Origin of the sequence: Methyloversatilis sp. (assembly GCF_030696805.1) — a bacterium.
Lineage (GTDB): Bacteria > Pseudomonadota > Gammaproteobacteria > Burkholderiales > Rhodocyclaceae > Methyloversatilis.
The window spans coordinates 17,031-36,410 of sequence record NZ_JAUYRO010000012.1 but is presented as its reverse complement, the minus strand read 5'-3'; the positions used below and the strand labels follow the sequence as shown (position 1 = coordinate 36,410).

Below are 19,380 nucleotides of genomic sequence, written 5' to 3'. Positions count from 1 at the left end.
TGACTTTCAGGCTGCCAGCGGCAGCGCTATGCGGATTTCAGCGCCTTGCGGCGCGATGTTTTCGATTTCGATACGACCATCGTGCTCATCCACGATCTTCTTCACGATGGCCAGCCCAAGGCCTGTGCCACGTGCTTTCGACGTGACATAGGGTTCGAACGCGCGCGCCAGCACCTGGGCCGGAAAGCCGTGGCCGTTGTCGCGCACTGACAGTTCGACGCGATTGCCGCGGCGGCGCGTGTGCACGCTGATCTGCGGTGCGCCGGCATCGGCCGATGCATCCTGCGCATTCTGCAGCAGGTTGTGGATGACCTGTCGCAGCTGGCCGGCATCGCCGCTGATGTGCGGCAGGTCGGCCGCAAGATGCCGTTCGATGCGCGGCGTCGAGGTTTCGTACAGGCCGAGCACCTCGTCCACCAGCCGGTTCAGGTCGAGCGGCGTCAGCACCGGCTGCGGCAGGCGCGCATAGTCGCGGAAGGAATTGACCATGTTCTTCATCGCCTCGACCTGATCGACGATGGTCGAAGTGGCGCGCGCCAGCAGGCGCTGGCCGTCTTCGTCGAGCTTGTCCGACAGCTTGAACTGCAGCCGCTCGGCTGACAGCTGGATCGGCGTCAGCGGATTCTTGATCTCGTGCGCCAACCGGCGCGCCACCTCACCCCAGGCTGCGCTGCGCTGCGCTGCGATCAGCTGCGTGATGTTGTCGAACACGACGACGAAACCGCCGCCTCCGGCCTGCGGCAGCTGCGAGCCGCGCAGCAGCAGCGTCTTGCCCGGGCCGAACGGATCGGCGATGTCGATCTGCCGGCTCCACGACTCCTGCCCCTCGTCGATGGCCGCCAGGATGGTGTCGCGCAGTTCCGGGTGACGCGGCCACTGGGCCAGCGCAATGTCTTCCCAGCCTTCGAGCCGGTCATCCAGGATGGCCAGTGCGCCCTGATTCGCGGCACGCAGCCGGGTGGACGGGCTGAACGCCAGCACACCGGTCGACAGGTTGCCGAGCACGCCTTCGAGGTAGGTGCGGGCCGCCTCGGTTTCGCTGCGGCTGCGTTCGGCCTGCGCGCGCGCATCGTTGAGCTGTTCGGTCATGCGGCGGAAGGACTGGGTCAGCGTGCCCAGCTCGTCGCGCGTGGCGAGCGCCGGTATCGGGCTGAAGTCGCCCTGCATCACCGCGTCGGTTCCGCGCGCCAGGATGGACAGCGGTGCCGACATGCGCCGGCTGATCACGAAGGCCACGGCCAGGGCCGACAGCAGCGCCAGCAGCAGTGCCAGCGTCAGCGTCAGCGCGAAGATGCGCTTGAGCCCGGCGCGCGCCAGCGACAGTTCCTGATAGTCGCGATAGGCGCTCTGCACCGCTTCCGCGTTCAGCGCGAGCGAGGCTGGCAGCGGTTGCAGCAACTGCAGCACGGGAGCGTCGGACGCCAGTGTCGCGCCGCCGATGAATACCAGCGCACGCACGGTCAGGCCGTCGTTGCTGTCGGTGTCCACCGTGGTCAGGCCCATGCCCTGGCGCGCCTGCCGCAGCTGCGACGGCGACGGCAACGCCGGCACGAGCCGGGTGGCTGCCGCGCTGGTCGTGACCACCTGTCCCTGCGGCGAAATGAGCGTTGCACTGGCCACACCGGCCTGTTCGCGCAGCACGTCGAGCCGTGCGCTGCGCTTGAGCGGCGGTGTGTCGGACAGGTCGCGCGCCATCGTGCGGGCCTTGTCCAGCAGGTCGGCCGACAGGTAGTCCAGCGTGTTGCGCCCGAGGATCAGACCGCCTTCGAGTGCCTGTTCGATGCGCACGTTGAACCACGAATCAACGGAACGCGACACGAAATTCACCGACAGCACGTAGATCAGCGCGCCCGGCGCCACCGCCAGTGCGGCAAACGCCGCGAACAGTCGCAGCTTCAGGCGCGAGCCGAACACTGCGGCGCGGTGCTCGCGCAACAGGTGCGCCACCAGCCACGTCACCAGACCGAGCAGACCAAGCGCAACGGCAACATTCAGACCGAGCAGCAGCGGGTAGCTGCGCGCGAACAGCGCCGTGTTCTCGCTGGCCAGCGACAGCAACAGCAGCAGTACGCCACTGAGGGCGGCGCTGGCGAAGATGAAATTTCTCATCGCGGCACCGCCTGCTGCGCGGTGAAGCCCCAGCGCTGCCATTCGGATTCCAGCGTCCAGTCGCGGTTGCTCATCGCGCTGAGCTGGAACGGTTTGGGCAGCTGGGTCACATCGAGCCGCAGGCGCAACGCAGCGACGTAGCTGCCGCCGGCTTTCAGGCGCCCGGAATCGATCACCGGCCAGCTGCGCAGCCGGCCGATCAGATTCAGGGCTTCTTCCAGCGTATCGAACCCCTGATGCAGCGCGCCGGTGGACACACGGTACTGCTGTGTCAGCGCGTGATAGCTCAATCGATAGGTCAGCGCGCGCTCGACCACGTCTTCATCGAGCCAGTACCAGCGCGGCCGGCTGATTTCGAACTCGAGGACAAAGTAGAGCGCGACGCCGCGGGTGACCGCTTCAGCCAGCCGCGGCGACAGCGTGACGCCGATGTCGGTGGACAGCTGATAGCCCTCATCGCCGTGATCGAGCCGCACGTCGCGCATTTCAACGCCAGCCGCGACGTGGCCGGGCATCGTCAGGCAGACCGCCAGCAGCCAGGCCATGACGACGCGCCAGACGCCGGGCCAGAGCGGGGGGCGTTCAGCCACCGGGGGTTTTCTGCAGCAGGGCGTAGTAGAACCCGTCATGCTCGGTGTCGGGCAGCAGTTGCAGATCGAATGCGCCGCATGGGCTCAGGCGTTGGCAGTCGGCATGGCGGGTCACGAAGGCCGCGACCTGCTTGTGGTTTTCCGCGCGGAAGACCGAACAGGTGGCGTAAAGCAATTTACCACCGGGCGCCAGCACGCGCCAAAGGCTGTCCAGGATGGCGCGCTGCTGCTTGGCGAAACGGGCAATGTCGTCCGGCCGGCGCAACCACTTCGCGTCCGGGTGCCGCCGCACGACACCGGACGCGCTGCACGGTACGTCCGCCAGGATACGGTCGAACGGACGGCCGTCCCACCACGTGTCGACCGCCGCGGCGTCACCGATCTGCACCTGGCCGGCCAGCCCGAGGCGTGCGAAGTTCTCACTGATGCGCTGCGCGCGCGGCGCGCTGTGGTCGAGCGCCAGCAGTTCGATATCGGTGCATTCCAGCATGTGCGACGCCTTGCCGCCGGGTGCCGCGCAGGCATCGAGCACGCGCTGACCGGCACGCACGTCGAGCAGGCCGGCGGCGCGCTGGGCACCGAGGTCCTGCACCGACATCAAGCCTTCGGCAAAGCCCGGCAAGCGGGCGACCGGGCAGGGCTTTTCAAGCAGCAGGCCCGTGTCGCCGTGCCGGGTGGTCGCGATGTCTTCAGCCGCCAGGCGGGCCTGTACCTCATCCACGGTGGCGCGCCGGAGATTGACGCGCAGCGCCATCGGCGGATGGGTGTTGCCCTGCTGTGCGATGTCCTGCCAGTGATTCGGGTGATCGCGGCGCAGCCGGTCAAGCCACCAGCGCGGATGCTGCAGGCGTGCTGCATCGTCACCGGAAACAGCGGCATCGAGTTCGTCGCCGCGCCGCTGCGCGCTGCGCAGCACCGCATTCATCAGCCCGCCGAAGCGGTCACCGCCGAGCGTGCGCGCCGCGTCGACCGCCTGGCTGACCGTGGTGTGCGCACTGTCGGGTCGCGCGTCGAGACGGCACAGCGCGACCAGCAGCAATGCACGCCGATCGAGCTCGCGCAACGGCTTGGGCACCAGCACAGCGAGCCGGGCCTCGATCGCGGCGTGCGCGCGCAGGCACTGGTAGGCCAGGTCGCGCACGGCGGCGGTATTGGTCGACAGTGCGTCGGGCGTGCGGCTGAACGCGTCGTCCAGTGCATCACCCTTGAGCACGGCAGCCACGGCGTGGGCTGCGCCAAGCAGGGCCGCCGCCAGCGAATCAGCGGCCACCGGCTGGCCGGCGGAAGAAACGGAATTCAAGGTGTGTACACCGGCAGTAGGCGAGTCATGGCCCGCTCCGGAGCGGGTCCGGATCGGGGGTGAACCGGATGATCAACCCGTCCAGGCGTGCTGGCGCAGCGCTTCGATCGGAACGTAACGCAACGCAGCCTCGTGCGTGGCGACCAGAATCACCTGCGGTGCCTGCCCGGCGTCAAAGGCTTCGCGCCAGCGTGCGGCGCACAGGCACCAGCGGTCGCCGGCCCGCAGCCCGGGAAAATCGTATTCCGGGCGCGGCGTCGACAGGTCGTTGCCGCGCGCGCGGGAAAACACGAGGAAGTCGTCGGTCAGTACCGCGCACACGGTGTGCGAGCCGAAATCGTTGTCGTCGGAGTTGCAGCAGCCGTCGCGGAAAAAACCGGTCAGCGGCTTGAACGAACAGGGCTCGAGCGGCCCGCCAATCACGTTGCGGGCATTGCCGTCAGGGCGCCAGTCGCGATCCATGTCAGCGGGCCAGCGCGAGCAGGCGGGCCACGCGCTCCGCCGTTGCGGGGTGCGTGCTGAACAGGCCGCGCAGGCCGCCGCCCGAAAGGGGATTCATGATCATCATCTGGCCGGTCTCCGGGTGCGCTTCGGCAGTCGCCATGGGAATACCCCGCGCGTAAGCGTCTATTTTAGTGAGGGCGTCGGCCAATGCATGCGGATCATCCGATATTTCCGCACCACCCCGGTCGGCCCCGAACTCGCGTGTGCGCGAGATCGCCATCTGGATCAGCATGGCAGCAATCGGCGCCAGCAGGGCAACAATGATGCCGACCACCGGATTGGCCGGGCGGCCTTCCGCGTCGCGGTTGCCGCCAAACAGCATGCCGAACTGCGCCAGCGCCGAAATCGCGCCGGACACCGTGGCCGAAATGGTCGAGATCAGGATGTCACGGTTCTTCACGTGCGCCAGTTCGTGCGCCATCACGCCGCGCAGTTCGCGCGCGGAGAGCATGCGGACGATGCCGGTGGTCGCCGCCACGGCCGCGTTCTCCGGGTTGCGGCCGGTGGCGAAGGCATTCGGTTGCGCTTCGTCGATGAGGTAGACGCGCGGCATCGGCAGTCCGGCCCGCTGCGCCAGTTCGGCCACCATGTTGTACAGATAGGGCGACGAGGCGGCGTCGACTTCGCGCGCGTTGTACATGCGCAGCACCATCTTGTCGGAAAACCAGTACGCCCACACATTCATTGCGCCGCCTAACAGCAGCGCCAGCAGCATGCCCTGCTGCCCGCCGATGGCCGCGCCGACGACGCCGAACAGCGCGACGATGCCGGCCATCAGGATCGACGTTTTCAGCCAGTTGCCAAACATTGTGCATTCCCGTCAGTGAAAATCGGACGCCATATAGATTGCGCACACAGCGGAAAATTCAAGCGTGCCCGGCACGCGGGGCGGTCAGCGCTCAGCCCGGCAGCTTTGCCTGCTGGCCTGCTGCAAGCGGATGCCCATGCAGGAACTCGGCGACCGGCAACCGGCGACCGCCGGCCTTCTGCAGTTCGGTGACGCACAGCGAACCTTCGCCGCAGCCGATCACCACGCCGTGATCATCGACCCGGCTGATCAGTCCGGGTGCGCCCGGCTGGGCCAGCACCTCGGCCCGCCACAGCTTGATCGGCGTGCCCTCCACCGTCATCAGCCCGCCGGGAAAGGGATCGAAGGCGCGCAGCCGGCGGCCCAACTCGGGCGCCGGACGACGAAAGTCGAGTGCCGCTTCGGCCTTGCTGATCTTGGCGGCATAGCAGGCGCCCGCCTCCGGCTGCGCGCGCGGCGTGACGCGGCCGGCGAGCAGGTCGGGCAGGGTATCGATCAGCAGCCGCGCGCCGGCTTCGGCCAGCCGGTCGTGCAGCGAGGCAGCGCTGTCGATGCCCGTGATGTCGACCGCGCATTCGGCCAGCATCGGGCCGGTATCGAGGCCGATGTCCATCTGCATCAACGTGATGCCGGTCCGGGCGTCGCCCGCTTCGATGGCGCGCTGTATCGGCGCGGCGCCGCGCCAGCGCGGCAGCAGTGACGCATGGATGTTGATGCAGCCGAGGCGCGGAATGTCGAGTACCGCGCGCGGCAGCAGCAGGCCATAAGCGACGACCACCAGCAGGTCGGGCGCAGCCTCCGCCAGCGGCGCGCGCAGTTCCGGGGTTTTCAGCGTATCGGGCTGGGCCACCGTCAGGCCGTGTGCCAGAGCGCGTGCCTTCACCGGGCTGGCCGTGAGCTTCATGCCGCGGCCGGCCGGCCGGTCAGGCTGGGTCAGCACGAGCGGGATGTCGCAGTCGAAACCGATCAGTGCGTCGAGCGCACGGGCGGCAAATGCCGGTGTGCCGGCAAACGCGATGCGCGGCCGGGCCGTGGGAGTGAATGAGGACATCAGGCGCTTTCGCGGGCCTGCTTCGCGATGCGGTTCTTGATGCGGGTCTGCTTCAGTTGCGACAGATGATCGACGAACACCTTGCCCTGCAGGTGATCCATTTCGTGCTGGATGCACACAGCCAGCAAGCCGTGTGCCTCTATTTCGTGCTCGACGCCGTCGAGCGACAGCGTGATCACCCGGATGTGCTCCGAACGCGTCACCTTTTCGTAGATGCCGGGCACCGACAGACAGCCTTCCTCATACACCTGCTCGCCGTCGCGCTCGACGATGCGCGGGTTGATCAGCGTGATCAGCCCGGTCTTGTCCTCGCTGATATCGATCACGATGACCTGCCTGTGCACATCGACCTGGGTCGCGGCCAGTCCGATTCCGGGTGCGGCGTACATCGTTTCCGCCATGTCGGCGGCCAGTCTGCGGGTGCTTTCATCGACCCCCTGAACCGGCGACGCCTTCTTGCGCAGACGGGGATCGGGAAACTTCAGTATCGGGAGTAGTGCCATAAAAGTCGTGCTGATTTAATGGATTAGCAGTGAATTTTCATGCAGACTGTCATTAGTTGAAGCAGCTTGCTACACTGATGCATGCCGATGGCCTGAGCCTTGTCTGCCGTCATGCAACGCGCGCCGCAATCCATGATGCAACCCATGATTTCCGGCGGCGGAACCAGGACGAGCATCGCTCAAGTCGCCGCGCACGCTGCCGTAGCAAACGCTTGAACCAATATCGAGAGGCAAACCCCCGGCCGGGTTCCGGCGGTGCAACACGAAACGCGGCGACCATCCGTCCGTAACCGTTGTGCTACCGGCATCCGCCAGTGCGAGGCCACAACATGCGCAAGATTATATGCTCCCTGCTGGTCGCCCTTTCAAGCGCGACCGCCTTCGCCCAGTCAGACCGTGCGCCCGCAATGGCCAGCAACGCGCCTGACCGCCATGTCGTCAAGCCGGGCGACACGCTGTGGGGCATTGCCGGCCTGTTCCTGAAGGAGCCGTGGCGCTGGCCCGAAGTCTGGCGGATGAATCGCGAACAGATCCGCAACCCGCACCTGATCTACCCCGGGCAGATCGTCTATCTGGAAGATTTCAACGGCTCGCCTCGCCTGCGCGTCGGTCAGCCGCTCAAGCTTTCGCCCAGGACCTACGAAGAAGCGGTGCCCGAGCCGATTGCCTCGATTCCGCACAAGGCCATCGAACCCTTCCTGACCAGGCCAATTGCGGTCGAAGCCAGTTTCAACGAAACGGCGCCGCGCATCGTCGGCACGCAGGAAGGCCGTGTGTACCTCAGTGCAGGCGATGTGGCCTACGTGACCGGCGTGACCGACAACCAGTCGCTGTGGCATGTCTATCGACCGGCTGCCCCGATCCGCGATCCGGAGACCAAGGCCGTGCTGGGCTTCGAAGCCGAATACCTCGGTGATGCGCGGCTGACGCGCGAAGGCGACCCGGCGACTTTCGAAGTCGAGAAAGCGCAGTTCGAAATGGGCAAGGGCGACCGGCTGATGCCGGCGCCACCGGCTGAACTGGTCGCCTACGTGCCGCGTGCCCCCGAGCAGGACATCGAAGGCAGCGTGGCACGCATCGTCGGTGGCGTAGCGTCGGCCGGGCGTCACAACGTCGTGCTGCTGAACCGCGGCGCGAACGATGGTGTGGAGGTCGGCCACGTGTTCGCCGCCTTCGTCGCCGGCAAGAAGATCACCGAACGCCGCGACCAGCAGATCAACACCTTCCAGATGCCGGACGAACGTTCGGGCGTCGTGTTCGTGTTCCGGGTGTTCGATACCATTTCCTACGCGCTGGTGATGGATGCCAAGCGCCCGATCACCGTCGGCGACCGCGTCCGCAAGCCCTGAACGCCGACGGCTCGATGGCGCGGTCGCCGGTGGCGCCCGTATCCGATGCTTCGCTCGCAGCCTGGCTGCGGCTCACGCTGACTCGCGGACTCGGGCTGGAGGCACAACGCCGACTGCTGTCGGCATTCGGTCCGCCCGAGCGGGTGTTTGCGGCGTCCGGCCCGGCGATCGCGGCGGCGGTCGGCGACAAGGCGGCCCGCCTGCTGGCCGCCTTCGATGATGATGCAGCGATCGCCCACACGCTCGACTGGGCGAAGCTGCCCGGCAATCACCTCGTGACGCTGGCAGATGCCGCGTATCCGCAAGCGCTGCTCGAAATTGCCGACCCGCCGACGTTGCTGTATGTGAAAGGCCGCGTCGAGCTGCTGAACCGGCGCGCGCTGGCCATCGTCGGGGCGCGCAACGCCACCGCGCAAGGCGCGCAGACCGCCGAACAATTTGCGCGCGAGCTGTCGCGCGGCGGTCTGACCATCGTCAGCGGCCTCGCGCTGGGCTGCGACGCCGCCGCCCACAACGGCGCGCTCGACGGTCCGGGTTCGACCATTGCGGTGATCGGCACCGGCGCCGACCGCATCTACCCGCCGCGCAATCAGGACCTTGCGCGCCGCGTGGCCGCGCACGGCGCCGTGGTCAGCGAATTCCCGCTCGGCACGCCGGCGCTCCGCGAGAACTTTCCGCGCCGCAACCGCATCATTTCCGGCCTGTCACGCGGTGTGCTGGTGGTCGAGGCGGCAGCACGCAGCGGCACGCTCATCACCGCCCGTCTGGCCGGCGACCAGGGGCGCGAGGTGTTTGCGATCCCGGGGTCCATCCATTCGCCGCTGTCCAAGGGCTGCCACCAGCTGATCCGCCAGGGTGCGAAACTGGTGGACGACGCGCGCGACATCCTGTCCGAGCTGCAGCCAGAGCCCCCACCGGTCGACGCCGCCCACGCGGCACCGGTCGCTGACGACACATCGGCACTGCTCGATGCAATGGGCTTCGATCCGGTCGGAATCGATCTGCTCGCGCAACATACCGGCTTGACGGCAGACACCCTCTCCGCCATGCTGTTTTCGCTGGAACTCGAAAGGCGGGTGGCGCTGCTGCCCGACGGGCGATTCCAGCGCATCAGGTGATACGGTTCGGATACACCCGAGCCGGGTGACAAACCGCCGGTGGGCTTTGCCGCCAACCGGCACGCGCGGAGCCGAATCATGATCGACGTTCTGGTCTATCTTTTCGAAACTTACGCGCATCTGGACAGTTATCCCGAGCCCAATCAGCTCGCGCGCAAGCTTACGGCTGCCGGTTTCGAGCAGGACGAAATCGAAGAGGCGATGGGCTGGCTGTCCGGTCTTGAAAGCGCCGGTGGCGCCGACAAGCCGAAGATTGCCGAAGAAAGCCGGTCCATCCGGCTGTACTCGGCAGTGGAGCAATCGCGGCTCGACACTGAATGCCGCGGCTTCCTTTCATTCCTCGAAGATGCCGGTGCGATCAACGCCCTGACCCGAGAAATCGTGGTCGAGCGTGCGTTGGCGCTGGAGGATGACGAGGTGTCGCTGAGTCAGCTCAAGGTGATCGTGCTGATGGTGCTCTGGAACCAGCAGGCGACCACCGACACCCTTGTCCTCGAGGAGCTGCTGTCCGACGAAGACGAGCCGCGCGCCCCTCATTGATCCGGCGCCCGACGCGTCGGGCGCGGCGAGGTTCCGCGTATTCGCTTGCCTGTTCGGAATTTTTGTCCCTATCATGCGCCGCTTTCACGCCGCTTGATCCGGCGCGCACCCGGTGCGCCGCAGTCGGCGATCGGGTCATCGGGCAGGCATGGGCAAAAAACTGATCATCGCGGAAAAACCGTCGGTCGCGCAGGACATCGCGCGCTCCGTCGGCGGATTCACGCGCGAAGGTGACTACTTCGAAAGCGACGACTACGTGTTGTCGTCTGCAGTCGGCCATCTGCTGGAACTGGCCGTGCCCGAGGAATACGAGGTCAAGCGCGGCAAATGGTCGTTTGCCCATCTTCCGGTCATCCCGCCCCGCTTTACGCTGAATCCGATCGACAAGACCGCCGAGCGATTGCGCCTGCTGACCCGGCTGATCAAGCGCAAGGACGTCGACAGCCTCGTGAATGCCTGTGACGCGGGCCGCGAGGGCGAGTTGATCTTCAATTACATCGTCGAGCACAGCAAATCGACCAAGCCGATCGAACGCCTGTGGCTGCAGTCGATGACCACGACGGCGATCCGCGACGGCTTCGTGAAGCTGCGCAGTTCAGAGGAAGTCGAAGGTCTGCGTCAGGCCGCGATGTCGCGCGCCGAGAGCGACTGGCTCATCGGCATCAACGGCACGCGGGCGATGACCGCGTTCAATTCGAAGACCGGCGGTTTCCACCTGACGACGGTCGGCCGGGTGCAGACGCCGACATTGGCCATCGTCGTGCGGCGCGAAGAAGAAATCCGTCGCTTCAAGTCACGCGACTACTGGGAAATCGAAGGTCATTTCGGCGCCGTTGCCGGTGAGTACACCGGCCGCTGGATCGACGAAAAATTCAAACGGCCGGAAGGCGACGAGCATGCGCGCGCCGAACGCGTGTGGGACGAGGCGAAGGCGCGCGCCATCCAGGCGAAATGCGCCGGCAAGACTGGCACGGTCGAGGAAGAGGCCAAGCCCTCAACCCAGTTGTCGCCGCTGTTGTACGACCTCACGTCGCTGCAGCGCGAGGCCAACGGGCGCTTCGGCTTTTCGGCCCGCGTCACGCTGCAGATCGCACAGGCACTGTACGAGAAGCACAAGGTGCTGACCTATCCGCGTACCGATGCCCGTGCGCTGCCGGAAGACTATCTGCCGACGGTCAATGACGTGCTGGCACGCCTGCCTCAGACCTATGCGCCGCACGCCAACGAAATCGTGAAGCACGGCTGGGTCAAGCCGAACAAGCGCATCTTCAACAACGCCAAGATTTCCGATCACTTCGCCATCATTCCGACCGGCACCGAGCCCAAGTCGCTGTCCGAAGCCGAAGCCAAGATCTACGACCTGGTGACGCGGCGCTTTCTCGCGGTGTTCTTTCCGGCCGCCGAATATCAGATCACGACGCGGATCACCCGCGTCGAAGGCGAAGCCTTCAAGACCGAGGGCAAGGTGCTGGTGAATGCCGGCTGGCTCGCCGTCTATGGCAAGGAAGCGGCGCTGGTCGATGACGAGGCCAAGGCCAAGGGCGAAACCGTTGCGGCCAGTCTGGTACCGGTCAAGCCGGGAGAGACGGTAAAAGTCGAGGACATGCTGGTGAAGGCGCAGCAGACGCGCCCGCCGGCGCGCTACTCTGAAGCGACGCTGCTGTCCGCAATGGAAGGCGCCGGCAAGACCATCGACGACGAAGAACTGCGCGCCGCAATGGCCGGGCGCGGACTGGGCACGCCGGCGACGCGTGCGCAGATCATCGAAAACCTGATTCTCGAAAGCTACATGTTGCGCGAAGGGCGCGAGCTGATTCCGACCGCCAAGGGTTTCCAGCTGATGATTGCGCTGCGTGGCCTGAAGATCGACGAACTGAGTTCGCCCGAACTGACCGGCGAGTGGGAATACAAGCTGTCGCAGATCGAGCGCGGCGAGCTGTCGCGCGCGGCCTTCATGGGCGAGATCGCCGACATGACGCAGCGCATCGTGCATCAGGCGAAGAGCTACGAAAGCGACACCATTCCGGGTGACTTCGCGACGCTGGAAGAAAAGTGCCCGCGCTGCGGCGGTGTCGTGAAGGAAAACTACAAGAAATTCCAGTGTCAGGCCTGCGACTTCGCGCTGTGGAAAATCGTCGCCAGTCGTCAGTTCGAAACGCACGAAATCGATACCCTGCTGCGCGATCATCAGGTCGGACCGCTGACCGGATTCCGCAACAAGATGGGCCGGCCGTTCAATGCGCTGATCAAGCTCAATGACAAGATGGAGCCGGAGTTCGATTTCGGCCAGCCGCGCGATGACGAAAATGCCGAGCCGGTCGATTTCTCGTCGCAGACGCCGCTCGGCGCGTGCCCGAAGTGCGCGGCCAAGGTGTACGAACAGCCGATGTCCTACATCTGCGAAAAGGCGGTCGGTCCGGAAAAGTCCTGCGACTTCCGCTCGGGCAAGATCATCCTGCAGCAGCCGATCGAAGCGGAGCAGATGCAGAAACTGCTGGAGGCCGGTCGCACCGACCTGCTGAAGGGTTTTGTGTCGTCGCGAACCAAGCGCAAGTTCTCCGCCTTCCTGGTGCGCCAGCCGGACGGCAAGGTGGGCTTTGAATTCGAGCCGCGCGCGGTCAAGCCGAAAGCAGCCGCGAAGGATGCCAAGGCGTCAGCACCCGGCACGGAAGTGGCAGAGGGCGAAACGCCTGCCGGAGCGCCGGTGAAGAAGGCGGTCGCAAAGAAGGCCGCTCCGACCAAGGCGGCCGCAAAAAAAACCACACCGAAAAAGGCCGCCCCGAAAAAAGCCACGTCAAAGAAAACCGTCTGACGGCGGCCAATGGCCGGCGGGTGCAACCTCGCCAATAATGCGATGCGCCCGCTGCACTTGATCGCGCGCTGCCGCGTGTTCCGGGTCCGGTTCGCCCTCAGGGCCGACTGTGGATCGGTGGATGCCAAAAAAAATGCCCGACTCGAGGCCTGAGTCGGGCAAAGCGGGAAGCGTGGAACTACATCTTCTTCTGCACGTCGCGCGCGGTGTCCTGCACCGCCTCGCCACCGGACTCGATGTCCTTGCCGGCACCGGCAATCGTGTTGCAGCCCGCCAGGGCAAGACCGGCACTCAGAATAAGTATCGTCATCAGCTTGTTCATGCTCGTCTCCGTTGGGAAAGTGGGTGTTGCGTTTAGAAACCTGCCTGAGGCACTCAGATTGTGCTGCGAAGATGCGATACGGCCGGCACGATTTCACCGTCGTCGCCGACTACAGCATCATCGCCTTCGATATCGGGCGTCAACATGAGACCGTCGTCCACCGCCTGCAACCGATAGGCGGGCACCGCCAGACGCAGGCCTGCGTTGCCGGAGCGCGACACGCGCACCATGGCGTAGCGTGCGCTGCGCTCACCGTGGCGTCCGGACACGGTCTGCTCGACCACGCCCAGCGTCACGCCTTCGGTATCGAACACTTCCCGGCCATCAAGGCGCGACATTGCAGTCACGCTGTCGGATGCGGTCGCCGCGCCGTGCCCCATCTGGAAGGCGGTCAGCAGCGCCGCGCTCAGCAGGGCGCCACACAGCGCCGACATCAGCAATCGAATCGTCATGATGCGTTTCTCCGTCTGCATGACACGACTGCAGTATGCGCACCGGCCACGGCACCGCCTGTCGTCCGCACGGCGGGAGGGCTGTAGGACGATTCCCGCATCGATGCAGGTGCGCGCGGCCCGTCTCGGGTACGCTCGCGCTCTGATCCTTGCTCTGACCCCAATCGTGGAGAAAATGTGATGGCAATACTGGTACTCGGTCTGGTTCTGCTGCTCGGCGTGCACTCGACGCGGCTGATTGCCCCCGGTTTGCGCGATGCAGGTGTCGCGCGCCTCGGTCTGCTGCCGTGGAAAATCCTTTACGCGGTGCTGTCCCTGATCGGTCTGGTGCTGATCGTGCAGGGCTACGGCGAGGCGCGCATGGCACCAACGCTGCTGTGGGCGCCGCCGGTGTGGACGCGTCACCTGGCCGCACTGCTCACGCTGCCAGCCTTCGTGCTGATGGCCTGTGCCTATGTGCCGGGCACGCGCATCCGCGCAAAACTTGGTCATCCCATGGTGGCCGGCGTGAAGATCTGGGCGTTCGCCCACCTGATCGCCAATGGCACGCTGGCCGACCTGCTGCTGTTCGGCAGCTTTCTCGTCTGGGCGGTCGTCATGTTCGCGACGCTGCGCCGGCGCGACCGCGCAGCCGGTGTGCAGCGCCCGGGCAGCGCATCGCGCGATGCGATCGCCATCGTCGCCGGTGTCGCCGGCTGGGCGGTGTTCGCCGGCTGGCTGCATCTTGCGCTGATCGGCGTGAAGCCTTTCGGCTGAACGATCGACCGTGATCACCCTGCACATCGAGCGGCTGCGCCCGGGCGACGATCTGCGACGCAGCCTGGAAGCCGTCGCGCGCCGGCAGGACATCGGCGCCGCCTTCGTGCTGTCGGCAGTGGGCAGCCTGGCACCCGCCATGCTGCGTCTGGCCGGTCGCGACAGTGCCACCGTCATCGACGGCGACAGTGAGCTGCTGACGCTGTCCGGCACCGTGAGCCGGCACGGCGTGCATCTGCACATGATGGTGGCCGACGCTGACGGGCGCGTCACCGGTGGCCACCTGCTGGCGGGCAGCATCGTGCGCACCACGATGGAACTGGTGCTCGGCATCGCCACCGGCTGGGACATCCGGCGCGAGATCGACCCGGCGACCGGTTACGAGGAAATGGTGGCCGAGAACCTGCACGAACTGCTCGGCGCCCGCGGCCCGGATTGAGCGAGCTGCCTGCAAATGAGGCGTCGTGCCCACATCCTTGCTGGCGGCGGCGCTGCCACCGCCATACAGCTTTCGCCCACAGCCTTGTCCACAGAAACTGTGGATGGACTGAGTGACCGGCTGCGCAAGCGGCCACCTCAATTGTCCGCACCCTGCCTCATTAATGAGCAACCCTATTGACACCGTTGCGGCGTGCGGCGCTGCGGCCGGTGTTACCGCGTGATGACGCGTCTTGTCCACAGATACTGTGGATAACCGGCGTGCGCCGCACGATGATCGGCGCACGCCGTGTAAGCTCGCATCGATCTGACGACAGGATGCAACACGTGGCGAAGGTGGTACCCGATGGCTGGCGCGAAATGGATGGTGGCAACGACGCTGGCGACGCCATCCGCCCGGGCGCCGCAGCGGAGCGCGAACGCGCCACACTGGCGCTGCTCGAGCGCGCGCTGCCGGCGGCCTACACCGTCTATCACGGCGTGCACTGGACGCGTCTCGATCAGGGGTTTTCGATCTACGGCGATATCGATTTCGTCATCGTCAACGCGGCCGGCAACCTGCTCGCCATCGAACAGCGCAGCGGCTATCTCGAAGAAAGTCCGCACGGCCTGCTGACCCGCCATCGCGGACGCGATCGCAATGTCGCGGTCGGCATCGCGCGATCGCGTCATGCGCTGCACACGCGTCTGGCATCGCGTCTGGGCGGGGCCGATGCCGCACTGCCCAGCCTCGAGTACCTGCTGTACTGCCCCGACCACTTCGTGCGTCAGGCGCATACCGCCGGCATCGAACCTGACCGCATCGTCGATGCAGCGCTGCGCGACACACTGGCGGCGCGCATCCAGTCGATTCTTCCGCCGGGCGAACACGGCGCACGCGCGGCCGAAGTGCATCGTTTCCTGCGCGATGAAATCAAGCTCGAAGCCGACGTCAGCGCGCGCATGGGCATGGCGCGCGAGCGCGTGACCCGGGTTGCCGGCGGCCTGTCGCAGTGGGCACGCGCGCTCGACTTTTCACCCTATCGACTACGCGTCGTCGGCACGGCCGGCTCGGGCAAGACCCAGCTCGCGCTCGCCGAGTACCGCGCGGCGATCGACGCTGGTCAGCGCCCGCTGTATGTCTGTTTCAACCGGCCGCTGGCCGATCACCTCGCGCGCATCGCGCCCGAGGGCGGGCTGGCATGCACCTTCCACCACCTGTGCGAGCGCGTGCTGGCCGAACACGGCGAACGGCCCGACTATGCACGGCCCGACGCGTTCGACGCGCTGATCGCGCGCGCCGGCGAACTCGACGTGCCGGCCGCCCTGCGTTTCGACACCGTCATCGTCGACGAAGGTCAGGACTTTTCCGCCGACTGGGCGACCGGGCTGTGGCGCCACGCCGCCGACGAGGCGCGGCTGATCTGGCTGGAAGACCCGATGCAGAATCTGTATGGCCGAACGCCGGTCGAACTTCCGGGCTGGGTGACGCTGCGCGCGCGCAGCAACTTCCGCAGCCCGCGCCCGGTCGTGCACATGCTGCAGACGCTGCTGCAGGACGTGCTGCCCGAGGCCGCGCAGATCGAAGCGGCATCGCCGTTCGATGCCGACGACGTCGAGCGGCTGGTGTATGACGCAGAGCATCCGCTGACCCAGCGCGTGAAGGAGGCGATCCGCCTGTGCTTTGCCGCCGGCTTTCGCACCGAAGACGTTGCCATCGTCAGCTGGCGTGGCCGCGAACAGTCGGAACTGCTGCGCCACGACCGGCTCGGCGCCAACGCGCTGCGCAGCTTTACCGGCCAGTACGACCTGCTCGGCCAGCCGGAGTATTCCGAGGGTGATGTGCTGATCGAGTCGGTCTACCGGTTCAAGGGCCAGTCCGCGCCGGCAGTCATCCTCGCCGAAGTCGATTTCGATGCGCTGGACGAGCGCACGCTGCGCAAGCTGTTCGTCGGCGCCACACGCGCCATGATGAAGCTGGTGCTGGTGGTCAGCGAACGCGCCGGACGCACGCTCGACGAACGGCTCGGACGGGGCTAGCGGCGCATGTCGATCCCTGCTGAAGCCATGCAGCCTGCCGCATCCGGGCGCACCCGTTCGCCGCGCCGCGCCCTGGCGCTGCCGCTGCTCGCCGTCGGCCTGCTGCTGTCGATCGCGCTGTCGCTGTCACTCGGCAGCGTGCCGGTCAGCCCGGCGCAACTGTGGCAGATCGCGACCGGCGGCGATGCCGGGGTGGCCGGCGATGTGGTGCTCGGCCTGCGACTGCCACGCGTGCTGGCGGCGGCAGCCTGCGGCGGTCTGCTCGCTCTGGCCGGCGCGCTGATGCAGGTGCTGCTGCGCAATCCGCTGGCCGACCCCTACGTGCTCGGCATTTCCGGCGGCGCCTCGGTCGGCGCGCTGCTGGCCATGACGGCCGGGCTGGCCGGCGCGCTGTTCGAACTGTCCGCCTTCGCCGGTGCGCTGGCCGCAATGGCGCTGGTGTTCGGTCTGGCCCACGGCGAGGGCGGCCGCACGCCGACCCGGCTCCTGCTGACCGGCGTCATCGTGTCGGCCGGCTGCGGCGCGGCGGTGTCCTTCATGCTGACGGTGGCGAACGAGCAGTCGCTGCGCGGCATGCTGTTCTGGCTGATGGGCGACGCTGGTGTGGCCGCGCCACCCGCGGCTGCGCTGTGGACGCTGGCCGTCGGTGCTCTTGTATGCGTACCACTGGCGCGTGACCTGAACCTGCTGGCACGCGGCGACCTCACCGCACAGACGCTCGGCGTACCGGTGCTGCGCCTGCGCCTGGCGATCTATCTGATTGCCTCGGCCCTGACCGCTGTAGCGGTGACCACGGTCGGCGCGGTGGGCTTTGTCGGTCTGGTCGTGCCGCACCTGATGCGGCTGGCGCTCGGCAACGACCAGCGTCTGCTGCTGCCTGCCAGCGCACTGGCCGGCGCCCTGCTGCTGCTGCTGGCCGATACCGCAGCGCGCACCGTCATTGCGCCCGCACAACTGCCGGTCGGCGTGCTGACGGCGCTGCTGGGCGTGCCGGTATTCCTGTTCCTGCTGCATCGCCGTCAATGAGCACCGCACCGCCCCTGCTCGTCGCGCGCGATGTCAGCGTCGGCATCGAAGGTCGCACCCTGTGCGCCGCGCTCGACCTCGACATCCGGCCCGGTGAAATGCTCGCCGTCATCGGCCGCAACGGCATCGGCAAGTCCACCGTGCTGAGCACGCTGGCCGGGCTGCGCGCGCCGCTCGCCGGCAGCCTCACACTCGATGGTGTGTCGCTCGCGTCGATGGCGCCGCGCGCGCTGGCGCGCCAGCGCTCGCTGCTGCCGCAGTCGCACGAGGACGCCTTCGCATCGACCGTGCTCGACACCGTGCTGGTCGGTCGGCACCCGCACATCGGCCGCTGGTCGGACGACAGCGCGCACGATGTGCAGGTCGCGTTCGACGCGATGGCCCGCGTATCGCTCACCGGCTTCGAGGCGCGCGACGTGCGCACGCTGTCCGGGGGCGAACGACAGCGTGTCGCCATCGCCGCGCTGCTGGCGCAGGACGCACCGCTGTGCCTGCTCGACGAGCCGGTCACCCATCTCGACCTCGACTACCAGACGGACACGCTGTCGCTGTTCGCCGGCATGGCGCATGACGAGGGGCGCGCCGTGGTGGCCGTGCTGCATGACCTCAATCAGGTACTGCGCTTCTGCGACCGCGTGCTGCTGCTGACCGGCGGCGGCGAGTGGGTGTGCGGGGCGGTCGACGCGGTGCTGCAGCCGGACACGCTGTCACGCGCGTTCTGCCATCCGCTGCGCGAGCTGCGCGACGGTGAGCGTCGCTATTTCGTGCCGGCATGATGCGCACCGCCTGGCTGTTGCTCGGACTGATGCTTGCCACGACCCCGGCACGCGCCGGCGTCAGCGTGACCGACGACGCCGGGCGCCGCGTCGTGCTGCCTGCACCCGCGCAGCGCATCGTCAGTCTGGCGCCGCACGTGACCGAACTGCTGTACGCCGCCAGCGCTGGCGGAAAGCTGGTCGGCGCGGTGGAATACAGCGACTATCCGGCGGCGGCGAAGGCGCTGCCGCGGGTCGGCAGTTCCAGCGCCGTCGACATCGAGGCGGTCGCAGCGCTGAAGCCTGATCTGGTCATCGCCTGGCAGAGCAGCACCCGGGCCGCGCAATACGCTCAGCTCGACCGGCTGGGCATTCCGGTTTTCGTCAGCGAACCGCGCTCGCTGGATGACATCGCGCACACGCTCGAACTGCTCGGCCGGCTGGCCGGTACATCGAAGGATGCGGATGCCGCAGCACTCGACTTCCGCACACGACGCGACAGGCTGGCCGCCCGCTACGCGTCCCGCCCGCCGGTCGGCGTGTTCTACCAGATCTGGGACCGGCCGCCGATGACGGTCAATGGCCAGCATCTGATCAGCGCAGTGATGGCACTGTGCGGCGGGCGCAACGTGTTCGCCGATCTGGCCATCCTCGCGCCGACGGTGACCGAAGAGGCGGTGCTGGCCGCCGCACCCGAAGTCATCGTCGCCAGCGGCATGGCAGATGGACGCCCGGAGTGGCTGGACGCATGGCGGCGCTGGCGCAGCCTGCCGGCCGTCGCGCGGGACAACCTCTATTTCATTCCGCCGGAACAGCTGCAGCGCAATACGCCACGTGTGCTCGACGGTGCGGCGAAACTATGCGAGCAACTTGAGCAGGCGCGGGCGAAACGACGCTGAAAATCGGAAGAGGCGGCGCGCAGCGGCGA

19 protein-coding genes are annotated in these 19,380 nt (G+C 66.9%); 10 read left to right on the top strand and 9 right to left on the bottom strand.

Going from position 1 to position 19,380, the window contains the following annotated elements:
- Positions 1-6 precede the first annotated feature (6 nt).
- The 7 genes from Q8R75_RS01150 to def all read right to left on the bottom strand — a co-directional run bounded on the left by Q8R75_RS01150 (position 7) and on the right by def (position 6,865).
- Positions 7-2,109, bottom strand: a complete 2,103-nt coding sequence (locus Q8R75_RS01150) for an ATP-binding protein (RefSeq protein WP_305627199.1) — start codon at positions 2,107-2,109, stop codon at positions 7-9.
- Positions 2,106-2,699 (bottom strand): DUF4390 domain-containing protein, encoded by a 594-nt coding sequence (locus Q8R75_RS01145; RefSeq protein ID WP_305613755.1) that lies wholly within the window; start codon positions 2,697-2,699, stop codon positions 2,106-2,108. Before Q8R75_RS01145 ends, Q8R75_RS01150 begins: the two co-directional genes overlap by 4 nt.
- A complete protein-coding gene (gene rsmB / locus Q8R75_RS01140) occupies positions 2,692-3,921 on the bottom strand; it encodes a 16S rRNA (cytosine(967)-C(5))-methyltransferase RsmB (RefSeq protein ID WP_336623612.1) in 1,230 nt (409 codons plus the stop codon). Before rsmB ends, Q8R75_RS01145 begins: the two co-directional genes overlap by 8 nt.
- Before the next feature lie 150 nt (positions 3,922-4,071).
- Positions 4,072-4,461 (bottom strand): DUF2237 domain-containing protein, encoded by a 390-nt coding sequence (locus tag Q8R75_RS01135; protein WP_305613754.1) that lies wholly within the window; start codon positions 4,459-4,461, stop codon positions 4,072-4,074.
- Position 4,462: 1 nt separating this feature from the next.
- Positions 4,463-5,311, bottom strand: a complete 849-nt coding sequence (htpX, locus tag Q8R75_RS01130; RefSeq protein WP_305613753.1) for a zinc metalloprotease HtpX — start codon at positions 5,309-5,311, stop codon at positions 4,463-4,465.
- 91 nt (positions 5,312-5,402) lie between these two features.
- A complete protein-coding gene (gene fmt / locus Q8R75_RS01125) occupies positions 5,403-6,362 on the bottom strand; it encodes a methionyl-tRNA formyltransferase (RefSeq protein WP_305613752.1) in 960 nt (319 codons plus the stop codon).
- Positions 6,362-6,865 carry a peptide deformylase gene (gene def, locus Q8R75_RS01120; RefSeq protein WP_305613751.1) on the bottom strand — a complete coding sequence of 168 codons (504 nt, stop codon included), beginning with the start codon at positions 6,863-6,865 and terminating at the stop codon, positions 6,362-6,364. The genes fmt and def overlap by 1 nt, the downstream gene beginning before the upstream one ends.
- Before the next feature lie 329 nt (positions 6,866-7,194).
- Between def and Q8R75_RS01115 the strand changes: the two genes are divergently transcribed.
- From Q8R75_RS01115 to Q8R75_RS01100, 4 genes are all read left to right on the top strand, one after another.
- On the top strand, positions 7,195-8,214 hold the full coding sequence (locus Q8R75_RS01115) for a LysM domain-containing protein (RefSeq protein WP_305613750.1): 1,020 nt from the start codon (positions 7,195-7,197) through the stop codon (positions 8,212-8,214).
- A gap of 14 nt (positions 8,215-8,228) precedes the next feature.
- Positions 8,229-9,332, top strand: a complete 1,104-nt coding sequence (dprA, locus tag Q8R75_RS01110; protein WP_305613749.1) for a DNA-processing protein DprA — start codon at positions 8,229-8,231, stop codon at positions 9,330-9,332.
- 78 nt (positions 9,333-9,410) lie between these two features.
- Complete coding sequence (locus tag Q8R75_RS01105; protein WP_305613748.1) at positions 9,411-9,872, top strand: DUF494 domain-containing protein; 462 nt, start codon at positions 9,411-9,413, stop codon at positions 9,870-9,872.
- 148 nt (positions 9,873-10,020) lie between these two features.
- Positions 10,021-12,684 carry a DNA topoisomerase III gene (locus Q8R75_RS01100; protein WP_305613747.1) on the top strand — a complete coding sequence of 888 codons (2,664 nt, stop codon included), beginning with the start codon at positions 10,021-10,023 and terminating at the stop codon, positions 12,682-12,684.
- A gap of 178 nt (positions 12,685-12,862) precedes the next feature.
- Here the strand turns inward: Q8R75_RS01100 and Q8R75_RS01095 are convergent, their stop codons facing one another.
- Both Q8R75_RS01095 and Q8R75_RS01090 read right to left on the bottom strand, forming a co-directional pair.
- Positions 12,863-13,006 carry an entericidin A/B family lipoprotein gene (locus Q8R75_RS01095; protein ID WP_069038830.1) on the bottom strand — a complete coding sequence of 48 codons (144 nt, stop codon included), beginning with the start codon at positions 13,004-13,006 and terminating at the stop codon, positions 12,863-12,865.
- Positions 13,007-13,059: 53 nt separating this feature from the next.
- Positions 13,060-13,458, bottom strand: a complete 399-nt coding sequence (locus Q8R75_RS01090) for a hypothetical protein (protein ID WP_305613746.1) — start codon at positions 13,456-13,458, stop codon at positions 13,060-13,062.
- Between the two features lie 180 nt (positions 13,459-13,638).
- On the opposite strand from Q8R75_RS01090, the gene Q8R75_RS01085 reads away from it, so the two are divergent.
- The 6 genes from Q8R75_RS01085 (at position 13,639) to Q8R75_RS01060 (ending at position 19,351) form a co-directional block, all read left to right on the top strand.
- Positions 13,639-14,214 (top strand): NnrU family protein, encoded by a 576-nt coding sequence (locus Q8R75_RS01085; RefSeq protein WP_305613745.1) that lies wholly within the window; start codon positions 13,639-13,641, stop codon positions 14,212-14,214.
- Between the two features lie 10 nt (positions 14,215-14,224).
- A complete protein-coding gene (locus Q8R75_RS01080; protein ID WP_305613744.1) occupies positions 14,225-14,653 on the top strand; it encodes a PPC domain-containing DNA-binding protein in 429 nt (142 codons plus the stop codon).
- A gap of 326 nt (positions 14,654-14,979) precedes the next feature.
- Entirely contained in the window at positions 14,980-16,671 is a 1,692-nt protein-coding gene (locus tag Q8R75_RS01075) for an ATP-dependent helicase (RefSeq protein WP_305613743.1), read from the top strand.
- 6 nt (positions 16,672-16,677) lie between these two features.
- On the top strand, positions 16,678-17,697 hold the full coding sequence (locus Q8R75_RS01070) for an iron ABC transporter permease (protein WP_305613742.1): 1,020 nt from the start codon (positions 16,678-16,680) through the stop codon (positions 17,695-17,697).
- The gene (locus Q8R75_RS01065; RefSeq protein WP_305613741.1) at positions 17,694-18,473 is read left to right on the top strand and encodes an ABC transporter ATP-binding protein; all 780 of its coding nucleotides are present in this window, start codon (positions 17,694-17,696) and stop codon (positions 18,471-18,473) included. Before Q8R75_RS01070 ends, Q8R75_RS01065 begins: the two co-directional genes overlap by 4 nt.
- Positions 18,470-19,351 (top strand): cobalamin-binding protein, encoded by an 882-nt coding sequence (locus tag Q8R75_RS01060; protein WP_305613740.1) that lies wholly within the window; start codon positions 18,470-18,472, stop codon positions 19,349-19,351. Before Q8R75_RS01065 ends, Q8R75_RS01060 begins: the two co-directional genes overlap by 4 nt.
- The last annotated feature ends 29 nt before the right edge of the window (positions 19,352-19,380 follow it).

Coding starts and splice junctions, on each gene's coding strand:
- Q8R75_RS01150 (WP_305627199.1), bottom strand. CDS start 2,109: ATGAGAAATTTCATCTTCGCCAGCGCCGCCCTCAGTGGCGTACTGCTG.
- Q8R75_RS01135 (WP_305613754.1), bottom strand. CDS start 4,461: ATGGATCGCGACTGGCGCCCTGACGGCAATGCCCGCAACGTGATTGGC.
- htpX (WP_305613753.1), bottom strand. CDS start 5,311: ATGTTTGGCAACTGGCTGAAAACGTCGATCCTGATGGCCGGCATCGTC.
- fmt (WP_305613752.1), bottom strand. CDS start 6,362: ATGTCCTCATTCACTCCCACGGCCCGGCCGCGCATCGCGTTTGCCGGC.
- def (WP_305613751.1), bottom strand. CDS start 6,865: ATGGCACTACTCCCGATACTGAAGTTTCCCGATCCCCGTCTGCGCAAG.
- Q8R75_RS01115 (WP_305613750.1), top strand. CDS start 7,195: ATGCGCAAGATTATATGCTCCCTGCTGGTCGCCCTTTCAAGCGCGACC.
- dprA (WP_305613749.1), top strand. CDS start 8,229: ATGGCGCGGTCGCCGGTGGCGCCCGTATCCGATGCTTCGCTCGCAGCC.
- Q8R75_RS01105 (WP_305613748.1), top strand. CDS start 9,411: ATGATCGACGTTCTGGTCTATCTTTTCGAAACTTACGCGCATCTGGAC.
- Q8R75_RS01100 (WP_305613747.1), top strand. CDS start 10,021: ATGGGCAAAAAACTGATCATCGCGGAAAAACCGTCGGTCGCGCAGGAC.
- Q8R75_RS01095 (WP_069038830.1), bottom strand. CDS start 13,006: ATGAACAAGCTGATGACGATACTTATTCTGAGTGCCGGTCTTGCCCTG.
- Q8R75_RS01090 (WP_305613746.1), bottom strand. CDS start 13,458: ATGACGATTCGATTGCTGATGTCGGCGCTGTGTGGCGCCCTGCTGAGC.
- Q8R75_RS01085 (WP_305613745.1), top strand. CDS start 13,639: ATGGCAATACTGGTACTCGGTCTGGTTCTGCTGCTCGGCGTGCACTCG.
- Q8R75_RS01070 (WP_305613742.1), top strand. CDS start 16,678: ATGTCGATCCCTGCTGAAGCCATGCAGCCTGCCGCATCCGGGCGCACC.
- Q8R75_RS01065 (WP_305613741.1), top strand. CDS start 17,694: ATGAGCACCGCACCGCCCCTGCTCGTCGCGCGCGATGTCAGCGTCGGC.
- Q8R75_RS01060 (WP_305613740.1), top strand. CDS start 18,470: ATGATGCGCACCGCCTGGCTGTTGCTCGGACTGATGCTTGCCACGACC.